Genomic DNA, 23,709 nt, shown 5'->3' on the forward strand with positions numbered 1-23,709 from the left:
AGGAGCCCAAAATGGCCGAACGGTCTTTTGCCAAGGAAGTCGAAAAGCTCAGGCTCGGCGCCGGCGAGGAATTTCCCGGCGAGGGCATCCTCGCCATCACCAAGGCGCTGCTGCAATGCGGCGTCGGCTATGTCGGCGGCTATCAGGGCGCGCCGATCAGCCATCTGATGGACGTGCTGGCAGACGCGCAGGATATTCTGGGCGAGCTCGGTGTGCATTTCGAGGCAAGCGCCTCGGAAGCGACCGCCACCGCCATGCTGGCGGCATCGGTGCATTATCCGATCCGCGGTGCTGCCATCTTCAAGTCGACCGTCGGCACCAATGTCGCGTCGGACGCGCTCGCCAATCTCGCCTCGGGCGGCGTTACCGGCGGCGCGCTGATCATCGTCGGCGAGGATTATGGCGAAGGCTCCTCGATCATGCAGGAGCGCAGCCACGCCTTCGCCATGAAGAGCCAGGTCTGGCTGCTCGACCCGCGGCCGAACCTGCCGTCGATCGTCAAGGCGGTGGAGGACGGCTTCGAACTGTCCGAGGCTTCCAACACGCCGGTCATGCTGCAGGTGCGCATCCGCTGCTGCCACGTCCATGGCCGTTTCGTCGCCAAGGACAACAAGCGGCCGGCGATGACGGTGGCCGATGCGCTCGACGCGCCGCGCCGCGACACCGGCCGCATCGTTTTGCCGCCCGCCTCCTTCCTGCATGAGAAGGAAAAGGTGCAGAAACGCTGGCCGGCGGCGATCGATTTCATCCGCAAAAACAAGATCAACGAGTTCTTCGGTCCGGAACACGGCTCGGTCGGCATCGTCATGCAGGGCGGCATGTACAATTCGGTCATCCGCGCGCTTCAGCGCCTCGGCCTCGCCGACACCTATGGCGACACCGACGTGCCGCTCTATGTGCTCAACGCCGTCTATCCGCTGGTCGATGACGAGTTCCTGGCCTTCTGCGAGGGCAAGGACGCCGTCCTCGTCGTCGAGGAAGGCCAGCCCAATTATATCGAGCAGGCCTTTGCCGCGATGCTGCACAAGGCCGGGCGCGGCACGAAACTCGTCGGCAAGGAACATCTGCCGATGGCCGGCGAATATACCGGCCAGGTGATGCTCGACGGCATCGGCTCGTTCCTTCGCGCCACCATCCCGCATCTGCTGCCAAGCGAGGTCCGCGCGCCGAACAAGATCGGCGACGGGCTCGACACCGCCGACCTGATCAATGTCGTCCCGGGCCGCCCGCCTGGCTTCTGCGTCGGCTGTCCGGAACGGCCGATTTTCGCCGCCACCAAGCTGGTCGAGCAGGAGTTGGGCAAGCATCACATCGCCTCCGACATCGGCTGTCATCTGTTTTCGATCATGCCGCCTTTCGAACTTGGCGCCACCACCATGGGCTACGGGCTGGGGCCGGCCTCGGCCTCGGCATTCAATTCGCCCGATGCCAAGCGCCGGTCGATCTCCTTCGTCGGCGACGGTGGCTTCTGGCACAACGGCCTGACCTCGTCGATCGGCAATGCCGTGTTCAACAAGAACGACGGCGTCATTGTCATCGTCGACAATTTCTATTCGGCGGCGACGGGGGGGCAGGATATTCTTTCATCCCGCGCCGGCAACAAGACGAAATCGACAAAGCACCCGATCACCGAGGCGGTGAAGGGCATGGGCGTCAAATGGCTGCGCCACATCGATCGCACCTACGACGTCACCAAGATGCAGGACACGTTGCGCGAGGCGCTCACGACGGACGAGAAGGGCCCGAAAGTCATCGTCGCCTCGTCCGAATGCATGCTCAACCGGCAGCGCCGCGAAAAGCCATTGGTCGACAGGGCGATCAGGGGCGGTGAGCGCGTCGTCAAGCCTAAATTCGGCGTCGACGAGGACATCTGCACCGGCGACCACGCCTGCATGCGGCTGTCCGGCTGCCCGTCGCTGTCGGTGAAGTCGCTGGACGATCCGCTGCGCGACGATCCGGTGGCGCATATCGACCAGAGCTGTGTCGGCTGCGGCAATTGCGGCGAGGTCGCCGATGCGGCGGTGCTGTGCCCGTCCTTCTACCGCGCCGACGTGGTGCATAATCCCAGCCGCTGGGACCGTCTCTTGGAAGCCGCGCGTCGCGCCACGATCGGCCTCCTGCAGCGGCGCCGTGAAAGCCGGCGCCTGACATTCGCCGATGCTTGACGCCGTCCCCTCATCGCGCTCGAACGCCGACGCTCCCGAAGACGAGCGTGTCATCAAGCTTGCCGTGCTGGCGGTCGGCGGCCAGGGCGGCGGCGTGCTCGCCGACTGGATCACCGACGTCGCCGAACGCAATGGCTATGTCGCGCAATCGACCTCGGTCGCCGGCGTCGCCCAGCGCACTGGCGCGACCATCTACTACGTCGAGATGTGCCGCGACACCGGCCGCTTGCCGGTCTTCGCGCTGTCGCCCTCCCAGGGCGACGTCGACATACTGATCGCCGCCGAACTGATGGAAGCCGGCCGCGCCATCATCCGCGGCTTCGTCACGCCCGAGCGCACGACGCTGATCGCCTCGTCGCACCGCATCGCCGCCGTCTCGGAAAAGATCGAGCCTGGCGATGGCCGCGCCTCGTCCTCAAAGGTGCATGCCACGGCCGAAGCCGCGGCCAAGCGCTTCATCGCCTTCGACATGGAGAAGATCGCCGCCGATAACGGCTCGATGATCTCGGCCAGCCTGCTCGGCGCGCTGGCGGGGTCCGATGCCTTGCCGTTCACCCGCGAGAGCTACGAGCAGGCGATCAGTGCCGGCGGCCGCGGTGTGAAGGCCAGTCTCGCCGCCTTCGGCGCTTCCTATGATCGCGCCCGCGGCATCGCGAGTGCGCCATCCCCAGCCGAAAAACCTGCGGAGCCGAAAGCTGCCGAAACCGGCTCGGGTGCGGCGGCAAAGGTGAGCGGCCCGGAAGGCCTGTTGCAGGGCTGGCAGGACCTTGCAGCGCGCGTCGATGCGCTACCGGCCCCAGTGCGCGACATGGCGCTTCGCGGTCTGAAAAAGGTCGTCGACTACCAGGACATCTCCTATGGCGGCGAGTATCTCGGCCGGCTAGACCGGGCGGTCGTCCTGGACGATGCCGGACACGACTACGCGCTGTCGATCACTGCGGCAAAGCATCTGGCCAACGCCATGTGCTACGACGACATGATCCGCGTCGCCGACCTGAAGACGCGCTCGACGCGCGACAAGCGGGTGCGCCGCGAGGTCAGCGTCAAGGACGGCTCGATCCTCCAGGTGACCGAATATTTCCATCCGCGCATCGAGGAATTCTGCGGCACGCTGCCGGCGGGGCTGGGCGGCTACATCGAGGCGCGGCCGAAGCTTGCCGCCTTCCTCGACCGCCGCATCAATCGCGGCCGCCGCATCCGCACCGACAGCTTTGCCGGCTTTGCAGCGCTGTGGTTCATCGGCGGCCTGCGCCGCTGGCGCCGCCGCTTGCTGCGCCACCAGGTCGAGGCCGCGCATCTCGAGCGCTGGTACGCGCTGGCGCTCGGCCATGTCAGGGAAGACTACGGGCTCGCCGTCGAGATCCTCAACTGCCGCCGGCTGATCAAGGGCTACAGCGACACCCACGTCCGCGCCCAGTCGAAATTCGATCGGGTGCTGTCGGCGCTCGACCTGCTCAAGGGCCGCGCGGACGCCGCCGACTGGATCAGGCGCCTGCGTGAAGCCGCGTTTAAGGACGAAAAGGGCGACATGCTCGACGGCGCGCTGAAGACGGTAGCGTCGCTGGGCGGGGGTGCCGTTTCGTCCAGCTGATCCGCAGATCCACGTGACGCTTGCGTGGCTCGCCGGGCGTCCTGTGGATAGCTACGGAATGCAGTACTTCTCGATGTCGCGCGCCGTGAACTCTGCTGCGCGTCGCCAGGCTTCGTCGGTATCTCCCCGGTAGGTCAGGTATCGATCGCAGACAGGTTTGTTGTCGTTCAAATCCAGCACTGCAAACTTCACCCAGCCAACCAGTGTGCTCATCTTGTGCATCTGGCCGATCAGGAGATATTTCGCGCTGGCTGTTCTTGCCCGCTTCGAGAGATCGACAAGGCCGGGATCCCTAATGGTGCACCGTTCTGCCTGACAGGGTAATGCGACGAGGTCGATCTTCTCCGAAAGATCATCCCGCAATGCAACGCCAAACGCCTTCAGTCGCGCTTCGTGTTCGGCGGTCTGGTCCCTGACTTCGCCTGAAGTATCCCTGAACTCGAAATCCGCGACGGCGAGGGTCGTGGGCTCGACGACATCGGCAAAAGCGGCCGACGCAAGTACACCAGCACCTATCAGAACAAGGAAAAATCGTCCGCACTCAAAAAGCCGAAATCGAATGACTGCACGTTGCACCTTGAGCATCTCGTTCTCCGAGGTTGGGACGATAGCCATCCCAATGACGGTGCCGATTATCTCTTCGCGTTGTTGGGCGCGGAAAGCAAGCGCAAGACTACCCGGTTGCGTCGCAACGTCAACTTTCCACCCGTTATTGGGTGGACTCCACCTTGGCGACAACGAGCTTGCCTTGGGCGCGCGAGATTTCGAGTGCCTGGCCGGCCCCTGCCGACTCGCCCGGGACCGAGATCACGAACGCCTGGCCCTCGGTGAGGGTCGCGACGAAGCGTACTGGCAGGTTTTCTTCGCCCGCCGCCATCGTGGTGACCACCCGGTAGCCGTCATCCGCCTCCGTGTAGTAGACGACGCCGTGGAAGTTGCCGAGATCGACGCTCCCTCCCTGACGGGCCGTGAGTTCGCCGGCAGAAGCGGAACTTGCCGCAACGCAAAGCGCCGCAAGAACTGTGTGTCTGAACATCATGTTTCTCTCCATTTGGAATTATTAGAATTGTTGTTCGGGTGGATGCTTGCCTTCGGCTGCATCCCATCAGGTCACGCTGCGAGCTGGTCCTCGCGGGCAGCCACGATCATCACACTCGCGAGCAACCCGTAGGCCGCCTCCCAAGCTTCGCGGACCGGCGGCGTAAAAGCCGTGCCGAGGCCGGCCGCGAGCGTCTCGATGAGCGCTTGCCCGACGATCGGGTAATGACGCTCCTCGACGCCGTAGGTCACGTGACGCTTGGCGAGCACGCGCACCGTCGGGAGGATGGTGTCGGCACGGTCCAATCCGTGCACAACAAAGCCCAGGCTCGCCATCAGCTTGGCGCCTTGCTTGGTCATGTCCGTCACCGGAAACAGCGCGCGAAGATCCGTGTCGATCGCGAACAGGCGTTCATAGAACAGCGCGGCGGCGGCCACGCGGATCGGGACGACCTGGCGAAAACTGTTCTGGACAAGTCTGATCTGGTCGGGTGTCATCGGCGACGCTCCTGCGTTCCTGGCTTGGGGTGACCATCGCCCCAAAGCGTTTCGCGTGCATGTCGCCTGCGCGTAGGCGTGTTTCAGTTGTGTCTCAATTGGTTTTCAGTTTGCGCTCATTTGGCTTCTTTTTCTGTAGAGGCGTGCTGAGGGTGCCCCATGCGCCGGGCTCATCCGTCGGCACCGGACATGGTCATCGTTGAAAATCTAGGCGCGCGCGCCGGCTTGGAACCGCATCGGCAGTCGGTCATTATATCGGGGAGCCGACGGCTCCTCCCCTATACCCCGGTTCGGATGGAGAAATCATGCTGCGGATATTCATTGCTTCGTCTTTCCTTCTCGCCTTCGGTGCGCCCTCGACCACGCTCGCGCAGGACAGCAGCATCGAGAGCGAAACCGGCCGCATCGCGGTCGAGACCTTTGCCGAAGGGCTCGAGCATCCCTGGGGCGCGACCTACCTGCCCGACGGCGCGTTGCTGGTCACCGAGCGTCCGGGGCGCCTGCGGCTCGTCTCGACCGAGGGGGCCGTTTCCGATCCGATCGACGGTGTGCCGGACGTCCTCGCCAGCGGACAAGGCGGCCTGCTGGATGTGGCGCTCGATCCGGACTTTGCCAACAACCGGACGGTTTATCTCTCCTACTCGGAGGAACGCGGCGGCGGCGCGGCCACCTCCGTCGGCCGTGGACGTCTGGATAAGAACGGCAGCGCGCTTTCGAACTTCGAAGTGATCTTCCGGCAGGAACCAGCCGTGTCCAGCCGGCACCACTACGGCTCCCGCCTGGTATTCGCGCCGGACGGCAAGCTCTTCGTAACGCTCGGCGATCGCGGCAAGGCGCAACAGGCGCAGGACGCGAACAATCATCTCGGCACGGTCGTCCGCATCAATCCCGATGGTTCTGTGCCTGACGACAACCCTTTCGTCGGTAAGGACGGCGCCGACGAGATATGGTCCTACGGCCATCGCAATGTGCAAAGCGCAGCGATCCATCCCGAAACCCGCGTGCTCTGGACGGCGGAAATGGGACCGCGCGGCGGCGATGAGCTGAACATTCCGGAAGCAGGCAGGAATCACGGCTGGCCCGCGGTCAGCTGGGGCCGGCATTATTCGGGCGAACGCATTCCAGATCCGTCGACTCGTCCGGAGTTTGCCGACTCCATCCATAGCTGGACGCCGGTCATCTCGCCTTCCGGCATGACCTTCTACACCGGCGACATGTTTGCCGATTGGCGTGGCGACCTCCTGATCGGCGGCCTATCGGCGGAAGGCATCGTTCGTGTCAGGATCGACGGAAAGCAGGTCGCCGGCGAGGAAGTCCTCGCTCTCGGCAGGCGTATCCGAGACGTGGTGCAGGCTCCCGACGGCGCCGTAATGGCGCTGACCGACGAGCCGGCGGGAAGGATATTGCGACTGTCGCCGGCAGCGTCGCAGTGATGCCGCGCGGCGGCGCCACGCCCCTGGCTCAAAGTGACAGCCGCGTTTTCCGGTCACCGCTCTAGACCCAGCGTGCTACCAGGCGTTTTTTCGCTCTACCCTCGAAACCCGCAAAGCCTTGAGAAATATTGGTGCCGCTTAGGTGACTCGAACACCTGACCCCATCATTACGAATGATGTGCTCTACCAACTGAGCTAAAGCGGCCCAGGAAACCAAGGCTCCCAAGATGCGTTGGGTGATAGACGCAACCCGCCACAAATTCAAGATGGGACTTGGCATTTCGTGCGGGCTCATGCCCGGCCTATAAGCGGCCACAGCACGGATCCCGCCATGCGGCTGCGCGATGCCGCACCGGCAGGTTGCGCGAGGTCGCGTTGGCGCGGCATCGCAAAGTCGGCGAAAAATGTTGATTCCTTTATCGAAAACCGCCGAAATGAGCTTTGGATGTGTCACGAAGGCAGAATGCGGCCGCTGGCCCGTTGATTGATTGATCGCCTGCGGCTAACGATCATGACTATGTGACCGTACGTGCAGAGGGGTCCCGCTTGGACGCGATCGAAAAAGCGATCCGGAATGCCTTCGAGAAAGGCAATGCCGAAGACCGCGCGTTTCGCGAGCGGGTCTACCGATCGGCCTTCGCCGCACTTGACCGTGCCCTGGAGGCCAACCCGGGCGTGACGGTGGAAGTCGCCATCAAGCGCCGCAAGGCGGTGCAGGCCAAGATAACCGAAATCGAATCCGAGTTCCTGCCGGCGGTTTCCGGCGTCGGCCGGCCGATCGATGACGACGCACCGGCGGTGAAGCAGCCGGCTGATAGCGAACCCGAAGCCGAAGCCGATGCCGAACTCGAGGCCGAAGCCGAACCGGACGCCGCCGCAGATGCTGAATCCGCGTCCCCGCCTGACGTCGTTGTCGACGGTCCGGCGAAGGCTCCTGCTTCCGACGCGCCCCCCGCTTCCGACGTGCCCCCCGCTTCCGACGCGCCGCGCTCGCGCGTCTTGCCGGTCGTTCCCGATATCATGCCCGACGCAGTTTTTCCCGGTGTGCCGGAGATCGACATGTCGTCCCCCCCATCAACCGGAGACGGCGACGCAGAGGTGATGCCCGACCGCGACGACAGGCGGGTGAGAGGCCCCCGCCTGCCTCTCACCGCGATCTTCCTCGGCGTGACGCTGCTCGCAGCTGTCGGTATCGGCCTCTATTTCGCTGCGCAGACCGGCGTCTTCAAGTCAGCGGACGAACTCGACACGGCCCCGCCGCAAACGCCACCGATGGTGGAAGACGATGATTTCACGCCACCAGGCGACACGGCCTCGCCGCTGGCTCCCGGCGATGTGGAGCGCGACTGGATCAATGTGTTTTCGCCGAGCGACCCGACGCTTGTCAGTGCGCCTTCGGATGCCAAGGCCGAAGTCATGCAGGACGACAGCGGTTCCTTCCTGCGCATCCGGTCGGGCGCCTCCGGCTCGGCGATCAGCTTCGACGTCGGGCAAGGCGTGCTGGAAAAACTCGCCGGCAAGCACGCCACGTTCGACATCATCGCTCGCTCCGAGGAGGGCCAAGAGACGCAGATTTCAGTCGACTGCAATTTCGGCGAACTCGGCGACTGCGGCCGCAAGCGCTACGCGGTCGGCCACGAGCGCAACGAATATCTGTTCGACGTGCGCTTTCCCGACAAACGTCCGGGTGCTGCCGGCACCATCGCCATCAATTCCGACTTCGACAAGCAGGGCAAGTCGGTCGACATCTACGAGATCCGCGTCTCGATTATTCCGTAGAGCATCGGACCCAAAAGCATGCCCACGGGCTTGACCCGGGAGTGGAAACCGGTTTTTGGGAAAATCCGATGCTCAAAACAAAAGTCTAACTGTCGAGCAGCGCCTGCAGCGTCTCGATGCGGTCGGCTTCGGCCGCCGGCTTGTCCCAGCGCAGCCGTGAAATCCGGGGAAAGCGCATGGCGACGCCGGATTTGTGCCGTGTCGAGCGGTTGAGCCCTTCGAACGCCACCTCCAGCACGAGACCTTGTCTGCGGTCGGCCCGTACCGAGCGGACCGGCCCAAAGCGCTCGATGGTGTTGTCGCGGACATATTTGTCGATCTGCCTCAGTTCCTCGTCGGTGAAGCCGAAATAGGCTTTCCCCACCGGCACCAGTTCCTCCGATCCTTCCGGACCGGACCAGACGCCGAACGTGTAATCGGAATAAAAACTCGAACGCTTGCCGTGGCCGCGCTGGGCATACATCAGCACGGCGTCCACAGTGTGCGGATCGCGCTTCCATTTGAACCATGGGCCTTTCGGCCGGCCGGTGAGATAGGGCGAATCCCAGCGCTTCAGCATCACGCCTTCGATGACCGGATGCAGCGGCTTGCGGCGCAATTCCTCCAGCGCCTGCCAGTCGGTGAATTCGACCAGCGGCGAAAGGTCGAAGCGGCTCGGATCGAGCGTCTGCACGAAGGCTTCGAGGCGGCCGCGCCGCTCGCGGAAAGAGCGCGCGCGCAAGTCCTCGTCGCCGATCTGAAGCACGTCGTAGCAGCGCATGAACGCCGGGTATTGCTGCTGTATCTTCGGTGTCACGCTTTTGCGGTTCAGCCGTTGCTGCAGGTCCGAGAAGGTACCGGTCGCCTGCCGGGGATCGCCGACCAGAAGCTCGCCGTCGAGGGCGGCGGAAAAATCCATCGCCTCGGCGAGGTCCGGAAAAGCCCCGGAGACGTCGTCGCCGGTGCGCGAATAGAGCCGGCGAATGCCGCCTTCCGATATGGCCTGGACGCGGATACCGTCCCATTTCCACTCGGCGGCGTAGTCGGCCGGGTCGAGCTTTTCGAGATCGCCGTCACCGATCGGGTTCGACAGCATCACCGGCCGGAACAGCGCCAGCGCCGTTCTTCTGGGTTTTTCTGCCTTGCCTTCCAGCCAGGCGAACAGCTCGGCATAGGGCGGCGTCAGCCCATGCCAAAGCTCTTCGATCTCGGCGATGTCGACCTTGCCGAGATCGGCCAGCGCCTGCTTGGCCAGCCGCGCCGAGACGCCGATGCGCAGACCGCCGGTGACCAGCTTTATGATGGCGAAGCGCGCCGAGATGCTGGCGCTGTCGAGCAGTCTGGCCAGCACCTTCGGCCCGTCGGAACGGCTCGCCGCCTGCAGCTTTGCGACGACCTCGGCGAGCGTCGGCTCGTGGTTGGCGATATCCCCGGGCGATTGCGGCCAGACCAGCGACACCGTCTCGGCCAGGTCGCCGACATAGTCGTAGGAATAGCCGAACAGCACCGGGTCCATGCGTTCCATGACCAGCATGCGCAGCATCGCAGGCTTGACCGCCGCGATGGTCAGGTCGCCGGTGATGGCAGCCAGCGCCAGGCCGCGATCCGGATCCTCGACGCTGCGGAAATAATCGCTCAGCAGCGTCAGCTTGCCGTTGCGCGACGGCGTCAGAACGAGGCGATCGAGGAGCTCGGCAAAGCGGTTCATGGTGAAATGAGCCCGGCCAATGGGGGAAGCTTGTGATCCTTCGCGCCCCCCTCTGTCCTGCCGGACATCTCCCCCACGAGGGGGGAGATTGGCAGTTTCATTCTTGCCGCCCGTCCTGCAACGTCAGTGATTGGCGAAAGCCGGCGCGACATCCGATCTCCCCCCAAGTGGGGGAGATGGCCGGCAGGCCAGAGGGGGGCGCCGTAGAGCGCTGCACCGGCGGTTGCTGGTCCCATCCTCAATCGCCCTCGTCCTCGTAGCCGACGAGATGCAGCGGCCGCGCGGCAATGCCTTCGAGCTCGCACCAGCGCACCAGGGCTTCCTCGCGGCCATGCGTCACCCAGATTTCCCCGGCGCCGGTCTCCCTGATCGTAGCGGTCAGCTCGTCCCAATCGGCGTGGTCGGAAATGATCAGCGGCAGTTCGACGCCGCCCTGCTTGGCACGTTGGCGGATGCGCATCCAGCCGGACGCAAAGCACGAGATCGGATCGGGAAAGCGCCGAGCCCAGCGGTCGGCGAAGGCCGAGGGCGGGCCGACGACAATGGCCCCGGCGAAATCGTCCCTGCCACCGCTCTCGACGGTCGCCGGCTCCAGCGTGCCGAGGTCGATGCCCTGGCTCTGGTAATAGCCGCTGAGCTTGGCCAGCGCGCCGTGGATATAGATTGGCTTGTCGTAGCCGGCATCGCGCAGCAACCGCATGACGCGCTGCGCCTTGCCGAGCGCATAGGCGCCGACCAGATGCGCGCGTTCGGGAAACTGCGCCGTCGATTTCAGCAGGCGGGCGATCTCTTCGGTATCGGACGGATGACGGAACACCGGCAGGCCGAAGGTCGCCTCGGTGATGAACACGTCGCATTTGATGGGTTCGAACGGCTCGCAAGTCGCGTCCCGCTGGCGCTTGTAATCGCCCGAAGCGACGATGCATGAGCCCTGGTGCACGACCTCGATCTGCACCGAGCCAAGCACATGACCGGCCGGATGGAAGGTTACGGTGACGCCGTTCAGCGCAATCGCCTCGCCAAGTGCTGCCGCTTGCGTCGTCCCGGCAAAGCCCTCGCCGTAGCGCAACTCCATGATATCAAGCGTCTGTTGTGTGGCCAGCACCGAGCGGTGGCCGGAACGGGCATGGTCGGAATGGCCGTGCGTGATCAGCGCCCGGTCGACCGGCCGCACCGGGTCGATGAAGAAATCGCCGGGTGGGCAATAGAGGCCCTCGGGCCGGGGGTGAAGCAGGTCGCTGGCGCGCATGGCTCCAAGATAGTTGCTAATTCCGGCGCGGGAAGCCTGTTGCAAGTGACTGCTGACTCGGCATACAGGCAACTGCCGGCGGGATATTTATCACAAAACCGCATCAGGTCTCGTCCGGCGACACTTTTCGTTCACCTGCGCCACGCGTGGCGGCGGCTGCGAACAAGTCCGATACGCATGCCCGAACGGGCAGGACACCGACACGGAGGACGTTGCATGCGCTGGAACTTGGTGGTCTTGGCATCTTGCCTGGCAATAGCCGGCTGCGTCGGCACCTCGATTGCCGAGCGACAGGACGCGAACGTCCAATCCTCGCTGCAATATGACAGCGTGCCCTGCAATCAATTGCTGGCGCAACGCAACCGGCTGGCGCAGCAATACCGCCTTCCACAGGACGCCAAGCCGTCCTTCTCCGATCCCGGGGTGGGCCTTGGCCCGTTCACGCCGGACGTGCGTTCCAAGGCCCAGCGCGACATCGAACAGGCAAGCGGCCGGATCGACGCCATGAACCGGTCGATCGCCCGCCGCGAATGTGGCAAGCCGGGTTAATATCCCGCGTTGCGATCCACGACATTCTGGAGCTTCCCGCCGCGCTCGAAGGCGGCCATCTGGCGCAGCATGATCGGCACCAGATGCACGGGGTCGGAGGTCGCCGCCGCGTGCGGCGTCACGAACACTTTCGGGTGGTTCCATAGCCGGCTGGTCTTCGGCAGCGGCTCGACCTCGAACACGTCGAGGCTCGCTTCCTTGAGCGTGCCGTCCTCCAGCGCACGCAGAACATCGGCGTCTTTCTGCAACTTGCCGCGTCCGGCATTGATCAGCACCGAGCCGCCGAGGCCGTTGCGTTTCCTCAGCTCCTTCAGCACGCCGTAATTGATGATGCCTTGCGTCTGCGGCGTGAGCGGCAACAGCACCACCAGAATGTCGGTGGCGTTGAGGAACGGGATCAATCCGGCCTCGCCGGCATAGGCCGAAACACCGTTCATCGGCCGCTCGCTGCGCGACCAGCCATTGACCGCAAAACCGAGCGACAAAAGCACCGACGCCGCCGCGCGGCCAAGCGTGCCGAGCCCCATGATGCCGACGGAGATGTCGCCGGCCGGCCGCTGCGGCGGCTCGTGCCAGATCTTCTTTTGCTGCTGCGACCGGTAGAGCATGCCCTGGCGATGGTGATCGAGCACCCGCCAGACGACATATTCGGTCATGTATTGGGTCAGATTGTCGGCAACGACCTTGACGATCGGCACGTCGGGCAAAGTGGGATCGGCGAAGATGTGGTCGACGCCGGCGCCGATCGAAAAGACAGCGCGCAGATTGGGCAGCGACGACAGAAGGTTTGGCCGTTGCTTCCAAACCACCGCATAGGTGATTGAAGGATCGCTGGCGCCGTCCGGCTCGAGCACCACTTCGCGTTCGGCCGACAACAGTTCGCGCCAACGGCCTGGATGGATACCGGTAAGGGCAAGCAGGACACGGCCTTTTTCCATTGCGGATTCTATTTCCTTTATGCGGTACAGGCTACTCGCTGACGATGCCGACCGGCGCGGTTTCGATCCTGAATGCGGCCGAGATCAGCGCCTTGGTATAGTCGGTCTGCGGCCGTTCGAAAATCTGTTCGGATGGGCCGGCCTCGACGATCCTGCCATTGCGCATGACGATGACGTCGTTGGCAAGCGCGCGGATGACCTTCAGATCGTGGCTGATGAACAGATAGGCGAGGTCGTGCTTCGCCTGCAGGCTGCGCAGAAGATCGACCACCTGGGCCTGCACGCTCATGTCGAGCGCGGAGGTCGGCTCGTCCAGCATGACGAAGCGAGGGTTGAGCACCATGGCGCGGGCGATGGCGATACGCTGGCGCTGGCCGCCGGAAAACTCATGCGGATAGCGATTGCGCGTGGCGGGATCGAGCCCGACCTCCCCGAGCACATCGACGATGCGCTTGTCGCGCTCATCGGGCGACAGCTTCGGCTCGTGGATCTTCAGCCCTTCCTCGATGATCTCGGAGACCGACATGCGCGGGCTCAACGACCCGAACGGATCCTGGAAGACGATCTGCAGCTCGCGCCGCAGCGGCCGCATGGCGTTGAATGACAGCTCGTTGATGTCACGCCCGTTGAACTGAATGGTCCCGGTCGACGAGATCATCCTGGCCAGCGCCAGGCCGAGCGTCGTCTTGCCAGAGCCGGATTCGCCGACGACGCCGAGCGTCTGGCCGGCGCGCACGGTGACGTCGATGCCGTCGACGGCTTTCACATTGTCGACGGTGCGCCGGAAAAAGCCTTTCTTGATCGGAAACCAGACTTTTATGTCCTGGCCGGTCATCACTGGCCTAGCGGCAGCGTTGGCGGCGGGCGGCTTGCCCTTCGGCTCGGCGGCCAAAAGATGCCGCGTATAGGTGTGCTGCGGGTTGGCAAAGATCTCTTTCGTCGGCCCGGTCTCGACGATCTTGCCCTTGGTCATCACGCAGACCCGGTCGGCAATCTTTCTGACGATGCCGAGATCATGGGTGATGAACAGCATCGACATGCCCTTGCGGCTCTTCAGCTCCGCAAGCAGTTCGAGGATCTGCGCCTGCACGGTCACGTCGAGTGCCGTCGTCGGCTCGTCAGCGATCAGCAGTTCCGGTTCGTTGGCCAGCGCCATGGCGATCATGACGCGCTGGCGCTGGCCGCCGGAAAGCTGGTGCGGATAGGCGTCGAGCCGCTTCTCCGGCTCGCGGATGCCGACCTCGTTGAGCAGTTCCAGCGTGCGCGCCTTGGCTTGGCGGTCGCCCAGCCCCTGGTGCAGCGTCAGCACCTCGACGATCTGCTGCTCGATCGTGTGCAACGGGTTGAGCGAGGTCATCGGCTCCTGGAAGATCATAGTGATCTTGTTGCCGCGCACGCGGCGCAATGCCTTCTCGTCGGTGGCGAGCAGGTCGGCGCCCTGGAACAGGATCTTTCCCGACGGATGGCTGGCGGCCGGATAGGGCAGCAGCTTCAGCACCGACAGCGCCGTGACCGACTTGCCGGAGCCGGATTCGCCGACCAGCGCCACCGTCTCGCCCTTGGCGATGTCGAAGGAGATGTGGTCGACGGCCATCGACTGGCGGCCTTCCTGGGCGAAGGCGACGCTGAGATCGCGCACGGAGAGGAGAGGGGCTTCGCTCATCTGAACGTCTTGCGCGGATCGAAGGCGTCGCGGGTCGCTTCGCCGACGAAGACCAGCAGCGACAGCATCAGCGAGATGACGACGAAGCCGGAAATGCCCAGCCATGGCGCGTTGAGGTTGCGCTGCGCCTGCTTCAGCAGTTCGCCCAACGAGGCCGAGCCGGGCGGCAGGCCGAAGCCAAGGTAGTCGAGCGAGGTCAGCGTCGAGATCGAGCCGCTGAGCAGGAAGGGCAGGAAGGTCAGCGTCGCCACCATGGCGTTGGGCAACAGATGCCGGAACATGATGGTGCCGTTGGGCACGCCGAGCGCGCGGGCCGCGTTGACATATTCGAAGTTGCGGGCGCGCAGGAACTCGGCCCGCACCACGCCGACCAGCGCCACCCAGGAGAACAGCAGCATCAGCCCAAGCAGGATGAAGAAGCCGGGCGGCAGAATGGCGGCGACGATCAGCAACAGATAGAGCACCGGGATCGCCGACCAGATTTCTATGAAGCGCTGGAACAGAAGGTCGGTCCAGCCGCCGAAATAGCCCTGCAATGCGCCGGCCGTCACGCCGATCAGCGCCGAGCCGGCGGTGAGGATCAGGCCGAACAGCACCGAGACCCTGAAACCGTAGATGACGCGGGCCAGCACGTCGCGTGCCTGGTCATCGGTGCCCAGCCAGTTCCAGTTGCCGACGACGCAATTGGGATCGGCGGCACCTTGCGGATACTGGTTGCAACGTGTCTTGACGTCATAGAGCCAGGACGGCTTGGTGGGCGCCGCCTCGGGAATGGCGTTGTTGACAGTCCGGTAGGAGTAGCGGACCGGCGGCCAGATCATCCAGCCATGGGCATTGATCTCGTCCTGGATGACCGGGTCGCGATAGTCGGTTACCGCATAAAAGCCGCCGAACTTCTCCTCGGGATAAGCGACCAGGACCGGAAACAGGATCTCGCCCTTGTAGGAAACGAGGACCGGCTTGTCGTTGGCGATCCATTCGGAAAACAGCGACAGCACGAAAAGCACAAGAAAGATCCACAACGACCAATAGCCGCGCCGGTTGGCCCTGAAATTCTGCAGGCGCCGCTGGTTGAGTGGCGACAGCCAGGGACGGGCAACCCGGTCCGGCGCCGTTTCGGCTGCGGCCTCGGCCATCAGACGTCTCTCCGCTCGAAGTCGATGCGCGGGTCGACCCAGGTATAGATCAGGTCGGACAGCAGCCCGACGATCAAGCCAAGCAGCGAGAAAATGTAGAGGTTGGCGAAGACCACCGGGTAGTCGCGCTCGACCACCGACCTGAAACCGAGCAGGCCGAGGCCGTCGAGCGAAAAGATGTTCTCGATCAGCAGCGAGCCGGTGAAGAAGGCCGAGATGAAGGCGCCGGGAAAGCCGGCAACGACGATCAGCATGGCGTTGCGGAAGACGTGTCCGTAGAGAACCCGCCGTTCCGATAGGCCCTTGGCGCGCGCGGTCACCACATACTGCTTGCGGATTTCCTCAAGGAACGAATTCTTGGTCAACAGCGTCGTGGTGGCGAAGGCCGACAGCACCAGCGCCGTCAGCGGCAAGGTCATGTGCCAGAGATAGTCGACGATCCGCGCCGGCCAGGACAGCTGCTCCCAATTGTCGGAGGTGATGCCGCGCAGCGGGAACCAGTCGTAGAACGATCCGCCGGCAAACAGCACCATCAGCAGGATGCCGAACAGGAAGCCCGGAATGGCGTAGCCGACAATGACGACGCCGCTGGTCCATACGTCGAATGCCGAGCCGTCCTTGACTGCCTTGCGGATGCCGAGCGGGATCGAGATCAGGTAGGACAGCAGCGTGATCCACAGCCCGATCGAGATCGATACCGGCATCTTCTCCAGGATCAGCTCGATCACCGAGATGTCACGGAAATAGCTATCGCCGAAATCGAACCGGATGTAATTCCACAACATCATGCCGAAGCGCTCGAGCGGTGGCTTGTCGAAGCCGAACTGCTTTTCCAGCTTGGCGATGAATTCGGGGTCGAGCCCTTGCGCGCCGCGATATTTCGAACCGACGTCGCCGGCCACGTCGACATTGCTGCCGCCGGCGTCACCACCGCCGCCGCCAAGACGATCGCTGCCGCCCTGGTTGGTCAGCCTGGCGATGACCTGCTCGACCGGCCCGCCCGGCGCGAACTGGATGACGGCGAAGGACACCGCCATGATGCCGAAAAGGGTCGGGATCATCAGCAGGATGCGGCGCAGGATATAGGCGCCCATCAGAAATTGTCCTCCTTGAGGAAGAGCACTGCGTCTCGACGGCCGCCCAAGGCAATTGCTTCAGACCAATTGTCGACGGCAGCGCCGCCCCTCATTGTCCTGCCGGACATTTCTCCCCGTATAGTGACGGGGAGAAAGGGGCTGGCCGCAATCTCGGCGCTTTTACTGCCACGCTTGTGATTGGCGAAACCCTCGATGAGAGCGCTCCTCTCCCCGTCGCTATACGGGGAGAGGATGCCGGCAGGCAGGTGAGGGGCGGCGCCGACGCCCGCAGGAAATTCACCCTTTGCCAATCTTTGCCGCCTTGTCCTTGTCGAACCACCACAGCGCCTCGACCGGAAAGCCGAAATCAGGCTTGTGCTCGGGAAAGCCGAACATGTCCCAATAGGCTACTCGGTGATTCGCGAGATAATATGTTGGAATCCAGTCTAGCCGCGCGCGCAAGACCCGATCGAGCGCTTTGAGCGCCGTGACCAGTTCGATTCGGCTTTGCGCCTTGCCGGCTGCCTCGATCAGCGCATCGATGGCTTTGCTTTCCGTGCCGGGATAGTTGCGCATCCCCGGCGTTTTCGCCATCCGGGAGTGATAGAGTATCTCCAGGCCGTCGGCAGTCGGCGTCGCCCCGATCGACCACGCGAGCAGGTTGAAATCGAAGTCGAAATTGCTCTGCCGCGCTTCGTATTGCGTCGAATCGACCTGCCGGATCGAAGCGTCGATCCCGATCGTTTTCATGTTTTCGGCCCACGGGGAGAAAAGGCGAACGATGCCGTCGTCCTCGGCCAGCATTTCCACCCGCAGTCGCTCGCCCTTTTCATTGACGACGAAATTGCCCGACCGCTTCCAGCCGGCTTCGGCAAGCAGTCTCGAAGCCGCGCGCAGCAGCTTACGGTCGTGGCCCGAACCATCGGAGACAGGCTGCATCACCGCTTCGCCGAAAGTTTCCAGCGGCAACTCGGCTCGGAACGGCTCCAGCAGGGCCAATTCCTCGGGCGAGGGCAGGCCTTCGGCCTTGTAATCCGACCGCTCGAAGTTAGATTGCGAGCGCTCGTAGGAGCCGTAAAACAGAACCCGCCTGGTCCATTCGAAATCGAAGCAACTGGCGATCGCCCGTCTGACGCGCACATCGCGGAATTGCGGACGACGCTGGTTCAGCGCGACTGCCTGCATGGATGGCGTTTTCTCGCCGGGAAATTCGCGTTTGACGACCCTGCCGTCCTTCAGCGCCGGGAAGTCGTAACCGGTCGCCCATACCCGCGAGGTAAATTCCTCGCGAAAATGCGTGTCTCCCTTTTTCAAGGCTTCAAACGCCGCCTGGCGATTGATGTAAAAATCGATGCGGAGACGGTCGAAATTGTAGAGGCCGCGGTTCACCGCCAGATCGCTGCCCCAATAGTCGGCGACGCGCTCATATTCGACGGTCTGCCCGGCGGCCACGCGCCCTATTTTGTAAGGTCCGGAGCCGAGCGGCGGTGTCATTGTCGAGGCATCGAATTCGTTGGCCGTATAGAAGGCTTTGGACACGATCGGCATGGCGACGATCGCGAGGATATTCTGCGCCGACTGTTTGCCGTTGAAGGTGAGGTTGACGGTTGCCGGATCGACGGCGACCGCCCCCGTCATATGCCGCAGCGCCTGGGAGAGGTTCGGGTGGCCCTTGTCCTTGTAAAGCTTCAATGCGAAGGCGACGTCCTCCGCCGTCAGTGGCGAGCCGTCGTGGAAGCGCGCTTGCGGTCGCAGGATGAAGCGGAAGCCATTGCGGTCCGGCGACAAGGTAACGGTTGCGGCAAGCCGGCCATAGACCGCATCCGGCTCATCGAGTGCGCTTGCCATCAGCGAATCGAAACAGAGTTCGGTGCGCGGCGGCGATTCCCCCCTCAACACCAGAGAATTCAGCGTGTTGAACGTCAGGAAACTTTGATTGAAGGTGGAGTTCGGCGGTGCGAAATTCATCTGGCCGCCCTTTGGGGCGTCCGGATTGACATAGTCGAAATGCGTGAAACCTGGGGAGTATTTGAGGTCGCCGAAGGCCGACAGGCCGTGCAGCTTGACGCCGGTCGGGATGGCGGCGAAGGCCCGGCCGGGCAGTAGTGCTGCCGCCGTGGCCGCGGCGCCCAGGACCAGAAAGTCGCGGCGGGCCAGAGCGGCGCGGCAGGGAAGCGCCGCCATCAATTGCCACTCTTGTATTTTGCCGCCAGCGCCTTTTCCTTGTCCGCATCGATCCACCAGGAATTCGTATCCACGCCGGAATAGGCCGGCTGCTTCTCCGGAATGCCGAACTTGTTCCAGTAGGCCAGCCAGATCACCGGTCTGTGCCATTGCGGCACGACATAGTAGCTCCACAACAGCACCCGGTCGAGCGCATGTGTTGCGGCAACCAGATCGTCGCGGTCGGTGGCGAAGATGACGCGATCGACCAGCGCGTCGACGACCGGGTCCTTGATACCCATCAGATTGCGGGAGCCAGGTGCATCGGCGGCTTTTGAACTCCAGAAATCGCGCTGCTCGTTGCCGGGGGAATCCGACTGTCCGAACATCCCCGTCACCACGTCGAAGTCAAAGCTGCGGGTACGGTTCACATATTGGCTGGGGTCGACGATGCGAAGCGCGGCATCGATACCGATCTTGCGCAAACTGTCGACATAGGGATTGGCGATCACCTCGTCGCTCGGGTCCCGTCCAAGGATTTCCAGTTTGAACTGTTGGCCGGTCTCGGCGTTGACCATCTTGCCGCCCTTGATGACCCAACCGGCCTGAGCGAAGAGGTCTACCGCAGCCTTCAGGTATTTGCGCTCGGCCTGCGGGGAATCGTAGACTGGGAGTTTGAACTCCTTTGTGAACAGCTCCGGCGGCAGCTTATCTCGATACTGCTCAAGGATTTCCAACTCCTTGCCTTGCGGCAGGCCGCTCGATGCCAGTTCCGTGCCTTGGAAGTAGCTGCTTGTACGGGTGTTGAGACCGAAGAACAGCGTACGGTTCATGCTTTCGAAATCGAGTACGTTGGTCAGCGCCTCGCGTATGCGTCGATCCTGAAACTGCGGGCGCCGCAGATTAAGCACGAAACCCTGCATCGGCTCGGGCGATTCGGTCTTGAACTCCTTCTTGATGACGTCGCCTGCCTTGATCGCGGGGAAATCATAGGCCGTCGACCAGCGCCTGGAGCTGTTTTCCGCGTTGATGTCCTCAAGCCCACCCTTGGTGAACGCCTGCCAAGCCGCGTTCTCATCGAGGATATAGGTGAAACGCTGGGTGTCGAAATTCTCGCGGCCGATCTTCACCGGCAGCTTGGCGGCCCAGTAGTCGGGCACGCGCTGCCAGACGATTTCCGAACCCGGCTTGAAGCTGGCGATCTTGTAGGCGGCGGAACCGAGCGGCGGCTCCTGCGTAGGTCTGGTGATGTCGCGCTTCTTGCCGTTGGCGTCGGTGCCTTCCCACCAGTGCTTGGGCAAAACGACCAGATCGCCGAGGATTTTCGGCAGCTCCCGGTTGCCCTTCTGGTCGAAATGGAACTCGACTTCGCGGTCGGAAACCGCAATCGCATCGGTGACATTCTCGAAATAGCGGCTGTACATCGGGCTGTTGGCCTTCAGCACCTGGAACGACCAGATCACGTCGTCGGTGGTGATTGGCTTGCCGTCATGCCATTTCGCCCGCGGGTCGAGACGGTAGGTCACCGAGGAATAGTCGTCCGGATGTTTGTAGGCGCTGGCGATCAGCGGATGGCTGGTGCTGCCCTCGTCGGTCGCTTGCTCCATCAGCGTGTCGTAGAGCAGGCCGCCACCGAACGGGGCAAAGCCGGCGGCGAAGGAACCCTGGACGATATAGGGATTGAAGCTGTCGAAAGTGCCAGGCGCCACCGAATTCAGCGTGCCGCCCTTCGGCGCGTTCGGATTGACGTAGTCGTAGTGCTGGAAGTTGCCGCCATATTTGGATTCGCCGATCAGCGACGAGGTGGTGCGCCATTCGTCCGCGAAGGCTGCCGGCAGGCCGCCGGCAAAAGCCGCCGCAACCAGCATCGAACTGAGAAACGTTCGGCCAACCGTCATGCCTTCTCCTCTTTGCGATAGCTGTTAGCGGACAATCTAGATCATTTGACGCTCATGAAAACCGCGACAGGCCGGCTTTGTCGCCGCACATGCGCTTTTCCCATTAAAAAAGCCGGGCTGAACCCGGCTTTTTCAAGGAATGTTTCGATTACTATTGCGTTATTGCGCCGGAGCTGGTGCGGGAGCAACAGGGGCCGGCGCCGGTGCGGCCGGGGCTGCACCCTCGGCTGGCTTGGCCGGTGCCTCACCCTGTGCAGGCGCAGCCGCTGAAGCGCCAGCCGTCGGCAGCGGTTTCGGACTGTCCGACAGCGTGCGCAGATAGGCGATAACGTTGGCGCGGTCCTCATCCTTCGGCAGCCCGGCGAAGCCCATCGCCGTGCCCTTCACGAGCTTCTTCGGCGAGAGGAGAAAGTGATTGAGGTTGTCGTAGGTCCACTTTTCGGCGCCGCCCTTGGAAAACTCCTTCATCCCGGCCGAATAGGCGAAGCCTCCATGCTCGGCGACGGGGCGGTCGACGATATCCCAGAGGTCGGGGCCGACCTTGTTCGGTCCGCCCTTTTCGCCGGTGTGGCAGGCCTGGCACTTCTTGAACACGGCGGCGCCCGCCTCGACATTGGCGTTGGCCAGGAGGTCGGCGATCGGCTTGGCTTCTGCAGCGGGGCCTGCCGGGCCGCCCTCGGCAGGCTCCTCGGTGGCCTCAATGGCGAAGCCGGGTTTTTCCGGTGCGGGGGAGGCGAACAGCGCGTCGGATATGATGCCGACCGAGAAGACGACGAACACGGTTCCGAGCAGGCCGCCGATCAGCTTGTTGATTTCGAAAGAGTCCATACGCCCCAGGCTCCCTTTTCCGGCGGACCGATCTGTCCACTCCGTCCGTCGGTAATCGTGAACCACCCCGCGAGGCGGTCAAATCGGGCGGAAACTAGGTCTTTTGCTCTGGCGTTGCAACACCTATAAGGGCGCTTCCAGTGAGACCTTTTGCCACTTTTCCCTTCCTCTTTTTCGGACGCTTCATCACCCGATGTCCACGCTCATCCTCATCCCGGCCCGCATGGCCTCGACCCGCCTGCCGGGCAAGCCGCTGGCTGATATCGCCGGCCTCCCGATGATCGTCCATGTCGCCCGCCGCGCCGCCGAGGCGGGGCTCGGCCGGGTGGTGGTCGCCACCGATACCCAGGGCGTGGCGGAGGCTGTGCGCGCGCATGGTTTCGAGGCGGTGATGACGCGCGTCGGCCATGAATCGGGTTCGGACCGCATCTTCGAGGCGCTGACCACGCTGGATCCTGGGCGCAAGGTCGAAACGATCGTCAACGTGCAGGGCGACCTGCCGACCATCGATCCCGGCATCATCAATGCCGCACTGAGGCCTTTTGAGGATGCGACGGTCGACATCGCCACGCTCGGCATCGAGATCGTCCGCGACGAGGAAAAGACCAATCCGAATGTCGTCAAGATCGTCGGCTCGCCGCTGTCGGAGACACGGCTGCGGGCGCTCTACTTCACCCGTGCCACTGCACCCTGGGGCGAGGGGCCGCTCTACCATCACATCGGCCTCTATGCCTATCGTCGCTCGGCACTCGAACGCTTCGTCGCGCTGCAGCCGTCGCCGCTGGAACGGCGCGAGAAGCTCGAGCAGTTACGGGCGCTGGAGGCCGGCATGCGCATCGACGCTGAGATCGTGCAGTCGGCGCCGTTCGGCGTCGACACGCCGGACGATCTCGAACGCGCCAGAACCCTCCTTTCAATCTGAAACATCTGGTCAACCCGAGACATTTGGCATGCGCGAAAAAACCAACAGAATAGCCTTCCAGGGCGAGCCGGGCGCCAATTCCGACACCGCCTGCCGCAACATGTTCCCTGATATGGAGCCGTTGCCGTGCCCGACTTTCGAGGATGCTTTCAACGCGGTCGAGACCGGCAAGGCCGACCTCGCCATGATCCCGATCGAGAACACGATTGCCGGGCGCGTCGCCGACATCCACCACCTCCTGCCGGAATCGAAGCTGCACATCGTCGGCGAATATTTCCTGCCGATCCATTTCCAGCTGATGGTCTTGCCGGGCGTCAGGCGCGACGAGATCAGGACCGTGCACAGTCACATCCATGCGCTCGGCCAATGCCGCAAATACATCCGCAAGAACGGCTGGAAGCCGGTGGTCGCCGGCGACACGGCGGGCGCCGCCAAGCTGGTCGCCGAGCTGAAGGACCGCACCATGGCTGCGTTGGCGCCGGCCCTGGCCTCGACGCTCTACGGGCTCGACATCATCGAGGAGAATGTCGAGGACACCGACAGCAACGTCACCCGCTTCGTCGTGCTGACCAGGAACAGGCAGTGGGCCGAACGTCCCTCGGCCGACGCCAGGATGATGACGACGTTCATCTTCCGCGTCCGCAACGTGCCGGCCGCGCTCTATAAGGCAATGGGCGGCTTTGCCACCAACGGCATCAACATGACCAAACTGGAGAGCTACCAGCTCGGCGCATTCACCGCGACCCTGTTCTACGCCGATATCGAGGGCCATCCCGACGATCCGCTGGTAAAGCTGGCGCTTGATGAGCTGCGCTTCTTCTCGCGCGAAATGCGGATCCTCGGCGTCTATCCGGCCAGCGAATCGCGCGAGCAATGGAAGGTGGCGGATTAGGATCTGTGAGCTCCAATGCTGCCGGAGTTAGCGCCGCCCTTGTTTGGCGCTTGCGCTGCCCCTCATCGCCCTGCCGGTGTCCAGTTGATAGATGGGTAACACTTTGAACCGGATACATGGGTTACACTTTCCCCCTGTGCTGTCCGCCGCAGCGCCAAGCGGTTTGGTTGGCGCGGCGCTGCGGCGGACAAGCTTCATGCGCCT

General features: G+C 63.4%; 19 protein-coding genes and 1 tRNA gene. 7 read left to right on the forward strand and 13 right to left on the reverse strand.

What is annotated here, in order from left to right; genetic code table 11:
• Positions 1-11: 11 nt before the first annotated feature.
• Positions 12-2,165 carry a thiamine pyrophosphate-dependent enzyme gene (locus tag AC0L25_RS01850; protein ID WP_473593950.1) on the forward strand — a complete coding sequence of 718 codons (2,154 nt, stop codon included), beginning with the start codon at positions 12-14 and terminating at the stop codon, positions 2,163-2,165.
• Complete coding sequence (locus AC0L25_RS01855; protein ID WP_473593951.1) at positions 2,158-3,756, forward strand: indolepyruvate oxidoreductase subunit beta family protein; 1,599 nt, start codon at positions 2,158-2,160, stop codon at positions 3,754-3,756. Before AC0L25_RS01850 ends, AC0L25_RS01855 begins: the two co-directional genes overlap by 8 nt.
• 51 nt (positions 3,757-3,807) lie before the next feature.
• Here the strand turns inward: AC0L25_RS01855 and AC0L25_RS01860 are convergent, their stop codons facing one another.
• The 3 genes from AC0L25_RS01860 to AC0L25_RS01870 all read right to left on the reverse strand — a co-directional run bounded on the left by AC0L25_RS01860 (position 3,808) and on the right by AC0L25_RS01870 (position 5,292).
• Entirely contained in the window at positions 3,808-4,341 is a 534-nt protein-coding gene (locus AC0L25_RS01860; protein ID WP_473593952.1) for a DUF2380 domain-containing protein, read from the reverse strand.
• A 124-nt stretch (positions 4,342-4,465) separates the two neighbouring features.
• The gene (locus tag AC0L25_RS01865; protein WP_473593953.1) at positions 4,466-4,795 is read right to left on the reverse strand and encodes a hypothetical protein; all 330 of its coding nucleotides are present in this window, start codon (positions 4,793-4,795) and stop codon (positions 4,466-4,468) included.
• 71 nt (positions 4,796-4,866) lie between these two features.
• On the reverse strand, positions 4,867-5,292 hold the full coding sequence (locus AC0L25_RS01870; protein ID WP_473593954.1) for a globin family protein: 426 nt from the start codon (positions 5,290-5,292) through the stop codon (positions 4,867-4,869).
• A gap of 305 nt (positions 5,293-5,597) precedes the next feature.
• On the opposite strand from AC0L25_RS01870, the gene AC0L25_RS01875 reads away from it, so the two are divergent.
• Positions 5,598-6,725: a PQQ-dependent sugar dehydrogenase gene (locus AC0L25_RS01875; RefSeq protein ID WP_473593955.1), complete on the forward strand. Its 1,128-nt coding sequence runs from the start codon at positions 5,598-5,600 to the stop codon at positions 6,723-6,725.
• A 129-nt stretch (positions 6,726-6,854) separates the two neighbouring features.
• Here the strand turns inward: AC0L25_RS01875 and AC0L25_RS01880 are convergent.
• A tRNA-Thr gene (locus tag AC0L25_RS01880) sits at positions 6,855-6,930 on the reverse strand.
• Between the two features lie 341 nt (positions 6,931-7,271).
• Between AC0L25_RS01880 and AC0L25_RS01885 the strand changes: the two genes are divergently transcribed.
• On the forward strand, positions 7,272-8,504 hold the full coding sequence (locus tag AC0L25_RS01885; protein WP_473593956.1) for a hypothetical protein: 1,233 nt from the start codon (positions 7,272-7,274) through the stop codon (positions 8,502-8,504).
• An 85-nt stretch (positions 8,505-8,589) separates the two neighbouring features.
• Here the strand turns inward: AC0L25_RS01885 and AC0L25_RS01890 are convergent, their stop codons facing one another.
• Positions 8,590-10,191, reverse strand: a complete 1,602-nt coding sequence (locus tag AC0L25_RS01890; protein WP_473593957.1) for a cisplatin damage response ATP-dependent DNA ligase — start codon at positions 10,189-10,191, stop codon at positions 8,590-8,592.
• A 238-nt stretch (positions 10,192-10,429) separates the two neighbouring features.
• Positions 10,430-11,440, reverse strand: a complete 1,011-nt coding sequence (locus tag AC0L25_RS01895) for a ligase-associated DNA damage response exonuclease (RefSeq protein WP_473593958.1) — start codon at positions 11,438-11,440, stop codon at positions 10,430-10,432.
• Positions 11,441-11,656: 216 nt separating this feature from the next.
• Between AC0L25_RS01895 and AC0L25_RS01900 the strand changes: the two genes are divergently transcribed.
• Positions 11,657-11,989 carry a hypothetical protein gene (locus AC0L25_RS01900; protein WP_473593959.1) on the forward strand — a complete coding sequence of 111 codons (333 nt, stop codon included), beginning with the start codon at positions 11,657-11,659 and terminating at the stop codon, positions 11,987-11,989.
• On the opposite strand, the gene AC0L25_RS01905 is transcribed toward AC0L25_RS01900, so the two are convergent.
• From AC0L25_RS01905 to AC0L25_RS01935, 7 genes are all read right to left on the reverse strand, one after another.
• A complete protein-coding gene (locus AC0L25_RS01905) occupies positions 11,986-12,927 on the reverse strand; it encodes a 2-hydroxyacid dehydrogenase (RefSeq protein ID WP_473593960.1) in 942 nt (313 codons plus the stop codon). The two genes, AC0L25_RS01900 and AC0L25_RS01905, sit on opposite strands and share 4 nt — an antisense overlap.
• Before the next feature lie 31 nt (positions 12,928-12,958).
• A complete protein-coding gene (locus AC0L25_RS01910; RefSeq protein WP_473593961.1) occupies positions 12,959-14,590 on the reverse strand; it encodes an ABC transporter ATP-binding protein in 1,632 nt (543 codons plus the stop codon).
• Positions 14,587-15,726, reverse strand: coding sequence for an ABC transporter permease (locus AC0L25_RS01915; RefSeq protein WP_473593962.1), 1,140 nt, complete (start codon positions 15,724-15,726; stop codon positions 14,587-14,589). Before AC0L25_RS01915 ends, AC0L25_RS01910 begins: the two co-directional genes overlap by 4 nt.
• Complete coding sequence (locus AC0L25_RS01920; protein ID WP_473593963.1) at positions 15,726-16,820, reverse strand: microcin C ABC transporter permease YejB; 1,095 nt, start codon at positions 16,818-16,820, stop codon at positions 15,726-15,728. The genes AC0L25_RS01915 and AC0L25_RS01920 overlap by 1 nt, the downstream gene beginning before the upstream one ends.
• A 279-nt stretch (positions 16,821-17,099) precedes the next feature.
• On the reverse strand, positions 17,100-18,986 hold the full coding sequence (locus AC0L25_RS01925) for an extracellular solute-binding protein (RefSeq protein ID WP_473593964.1): 1,887 nt from the start codon (positions 18,984-18,986) through the stop codon (positions 17,100-17,102).
• Positions 18,986-20,863 carry an extracellular solute-binding protein gene (locus AC0L25_RS01930; RefSeq protein WP_473593965.1) on the reverse strand — a complete coding sequence of 626 codons (1,878 nt, stop codon included), beginning with the start codon at positions 20,861-20,863 and terminating at the stop codon, positions 18,986-18,988. The genes AC0L25_RS01925 and AC0L25_RS01930 overlap by 1 nt, the downstream gene beginning before the upstream one ends.
• Positions 20,864-21,022: 159 nt before the next feature.
• Entirely contained in the window at positions 21,023-21,691 is a 669-nt protein-coding gene (locus tag AC0L25_RS01935) for a c-type cytochrome (RefSeq protein WP_473593966.1), read from the reverse strand.
• 193 nt (positions 21,692-21,884) lie between these two features.
• On the opposite strand from AC0L25_RS01935, the gene AC0L25_RS01940 reads away from it, so the two are divergent.
• Together AC0L25_RS01940 and AC0L25_RS01945 are read left to right on the forward strand one after the other, a co-directional pair.
• A complete protein-coding gene (locus tag AC0L25_RS01940) occupies positions 21,885-22,613 on the forward strand; it encodes a 3-deoxy-manno-octulosonate cytidylyltransferase (protein ID WP_473593967.1) in 729 nt (242 codons plus the stop codon).
• Between the two features lie 28 nt (positions 22,614-22,641).
• The gene (locus AC0L25_RS01945; protein ID WP_473593968.1) at positions 22,642-23,505 is read left to right on the forward strand and encodes a prephenate dehydratase; all 864 of its coding nucleotides are present in this window, start codon (positions 22,642-22,644) and stop codon (positions 23,503-23,505) included.
• The last annotated feature ends 204 nt before the right edge of the window (positions 23,506-23,709 follow it).

It is taken from the genome of Mesorhizobium sp. WSM4813 (genome assembly GCF_055811555.1).

What these genes read in the sequence shown, in the direction of transcription:
- AC0L25_RS01935 (WP_473593966.1), bottom strand. Translation starts at nt 21,691, where the DNA reads ATGGACTCTTTCGAAATCAACAAGCTGATCGGCGGCCTGCTCGGAACC.
- AC0L25_RS01920 (WP_473593963.1), bottom strand. Translation starts at nt 16,820, where the DNA reads ATGGGCGCCTATATCCTGCGCCGCATCCTGCTGATGATCCCGACCCTT.
- AC0L25_RS01915 (WP_473593962.1), bottom strand. Translation starts at nt 15,726, where the DNA reads ATGGCCGAGGCCGCAGCCGAAACGGCGCCGGACCGGGTTGCCCGTCCC.
- AC0L25_RS01870 (WP_473593954.1), bottom strand. Translation starts at nt 5,292, where the DNA reads ATGACACCCGACCAGATCAGACTTGTCCAGAACAGTTTTCGCCAGGTC.
- AC0L25_RS01925 (WP_473593964.1), bottom strand. Translation starts at nt 18,986, where the DNA reads ATGGCGGCGCTTCCCTGCCGCGCCGCTCTGGCCCGCCGCGACTTTCTG.
- AC0L25_RS01875 (WP_473593955.1), top strand. Translation starts at nt 5,598, where the DNA reads ATGCTGCGGATATTCATTGCTTCGTCTTTCCTTCTCGCCTTCGGTGCG.
- AC0L25_RS01905 (WP_473593960.1), bottom strand. Translation starts at nt 12,927, where the DNA reads ATGGAAAAAGGCCGTGTCCTGCTTGCCCTTACCGGTATCCATCCAGGC.
- AC0L25_RS01860 (WP_473593952.1), bottom strand. Translation starts at nt 4,341, where the DNA reads ATGCTCAAGGTGCAACGTGCAGTCATTCGATTTCGGCTTTTTGAGTGC.
- AC0L25_RS01940 (WP_473593967.1), top strand. Translation starts at nt 21,885, where the DNA reads ATGTCCACGCTCATCCTCATCCCGGCCCGCATGGCCTCGACCCGCCTG.
- AC0L25_RS01895 (WP_473593958.1), bottom strand. Translation starts at nt 11,440, where the DNA reads ATGCGCGCCAGCGACCTGCTTCACCCCCGGCCCGAGGGCCTCTATTGC.
- AC0L25_RS01850 (WP_473593950.1), top strand. Translation starts at nt 12, where the DNA reads ATGGCCGAACGGTCTTTTGCCAAGGAAGTCGAAAAGCTCAGGCTCGGC.
- AC0L25_RS01900 (WP_473593959.1), top strand. Translation starts at nt 11,657, where the DNA reads ATGCGCTGGAACTTGGTGGTCTTGGCATCTTGCCTGGCAATAGCCGGC.
- AC0L25_RS01930 (WP_473593965.1), bottom strand. Translation starts at nt 20,863, where the DNA reads ATGACGGTTGGCCGAACGTTTCTCAGTTCGATGCTGGTTGCGGCGGCT.
- AC0L25_RS01865 (WP_473593953.1), bottom strand. Translation starts at nt 4,795, where the DNA reads ATGATGTTCAGACACACAGTTCTTGCGGCGCTTTGCGTTGCGGCAAGT.
- AC0L25_RS01890 (WP_473593957.1), bottom strand. Translation starts at nt 10,191, where the DNA reads ATGAACCGCTTTGCCGAGCTCCTCGATCGCCTCGTTCTGACGCCGTCG.
- AC0L25_RS01855 (WP_473593951.1), top strand. Translation starts at nt 2,158, where the DNA reads ATGCTTGACGCCGTCCCCTCATCGCGCTCGAACGCCGACGCTCCCGAA.
- AC0L25_RS01945 (WP_473593968.1), top strand. Translation starts at nt 22,642, where the DNA reads ATGCGCGAAAAAACCAACAGAATAGCCTTCCAGGGCGAGCCGGGCGCC.
- AC0L25_RS01910 (WP_473593961.1), bottom strand. Translation starts at nt 14,590, where the DNA reads ATGAGCGAAGCCCCTCTCCTCTCCGTGCGCGATCTCAGCGTCGCCTTC.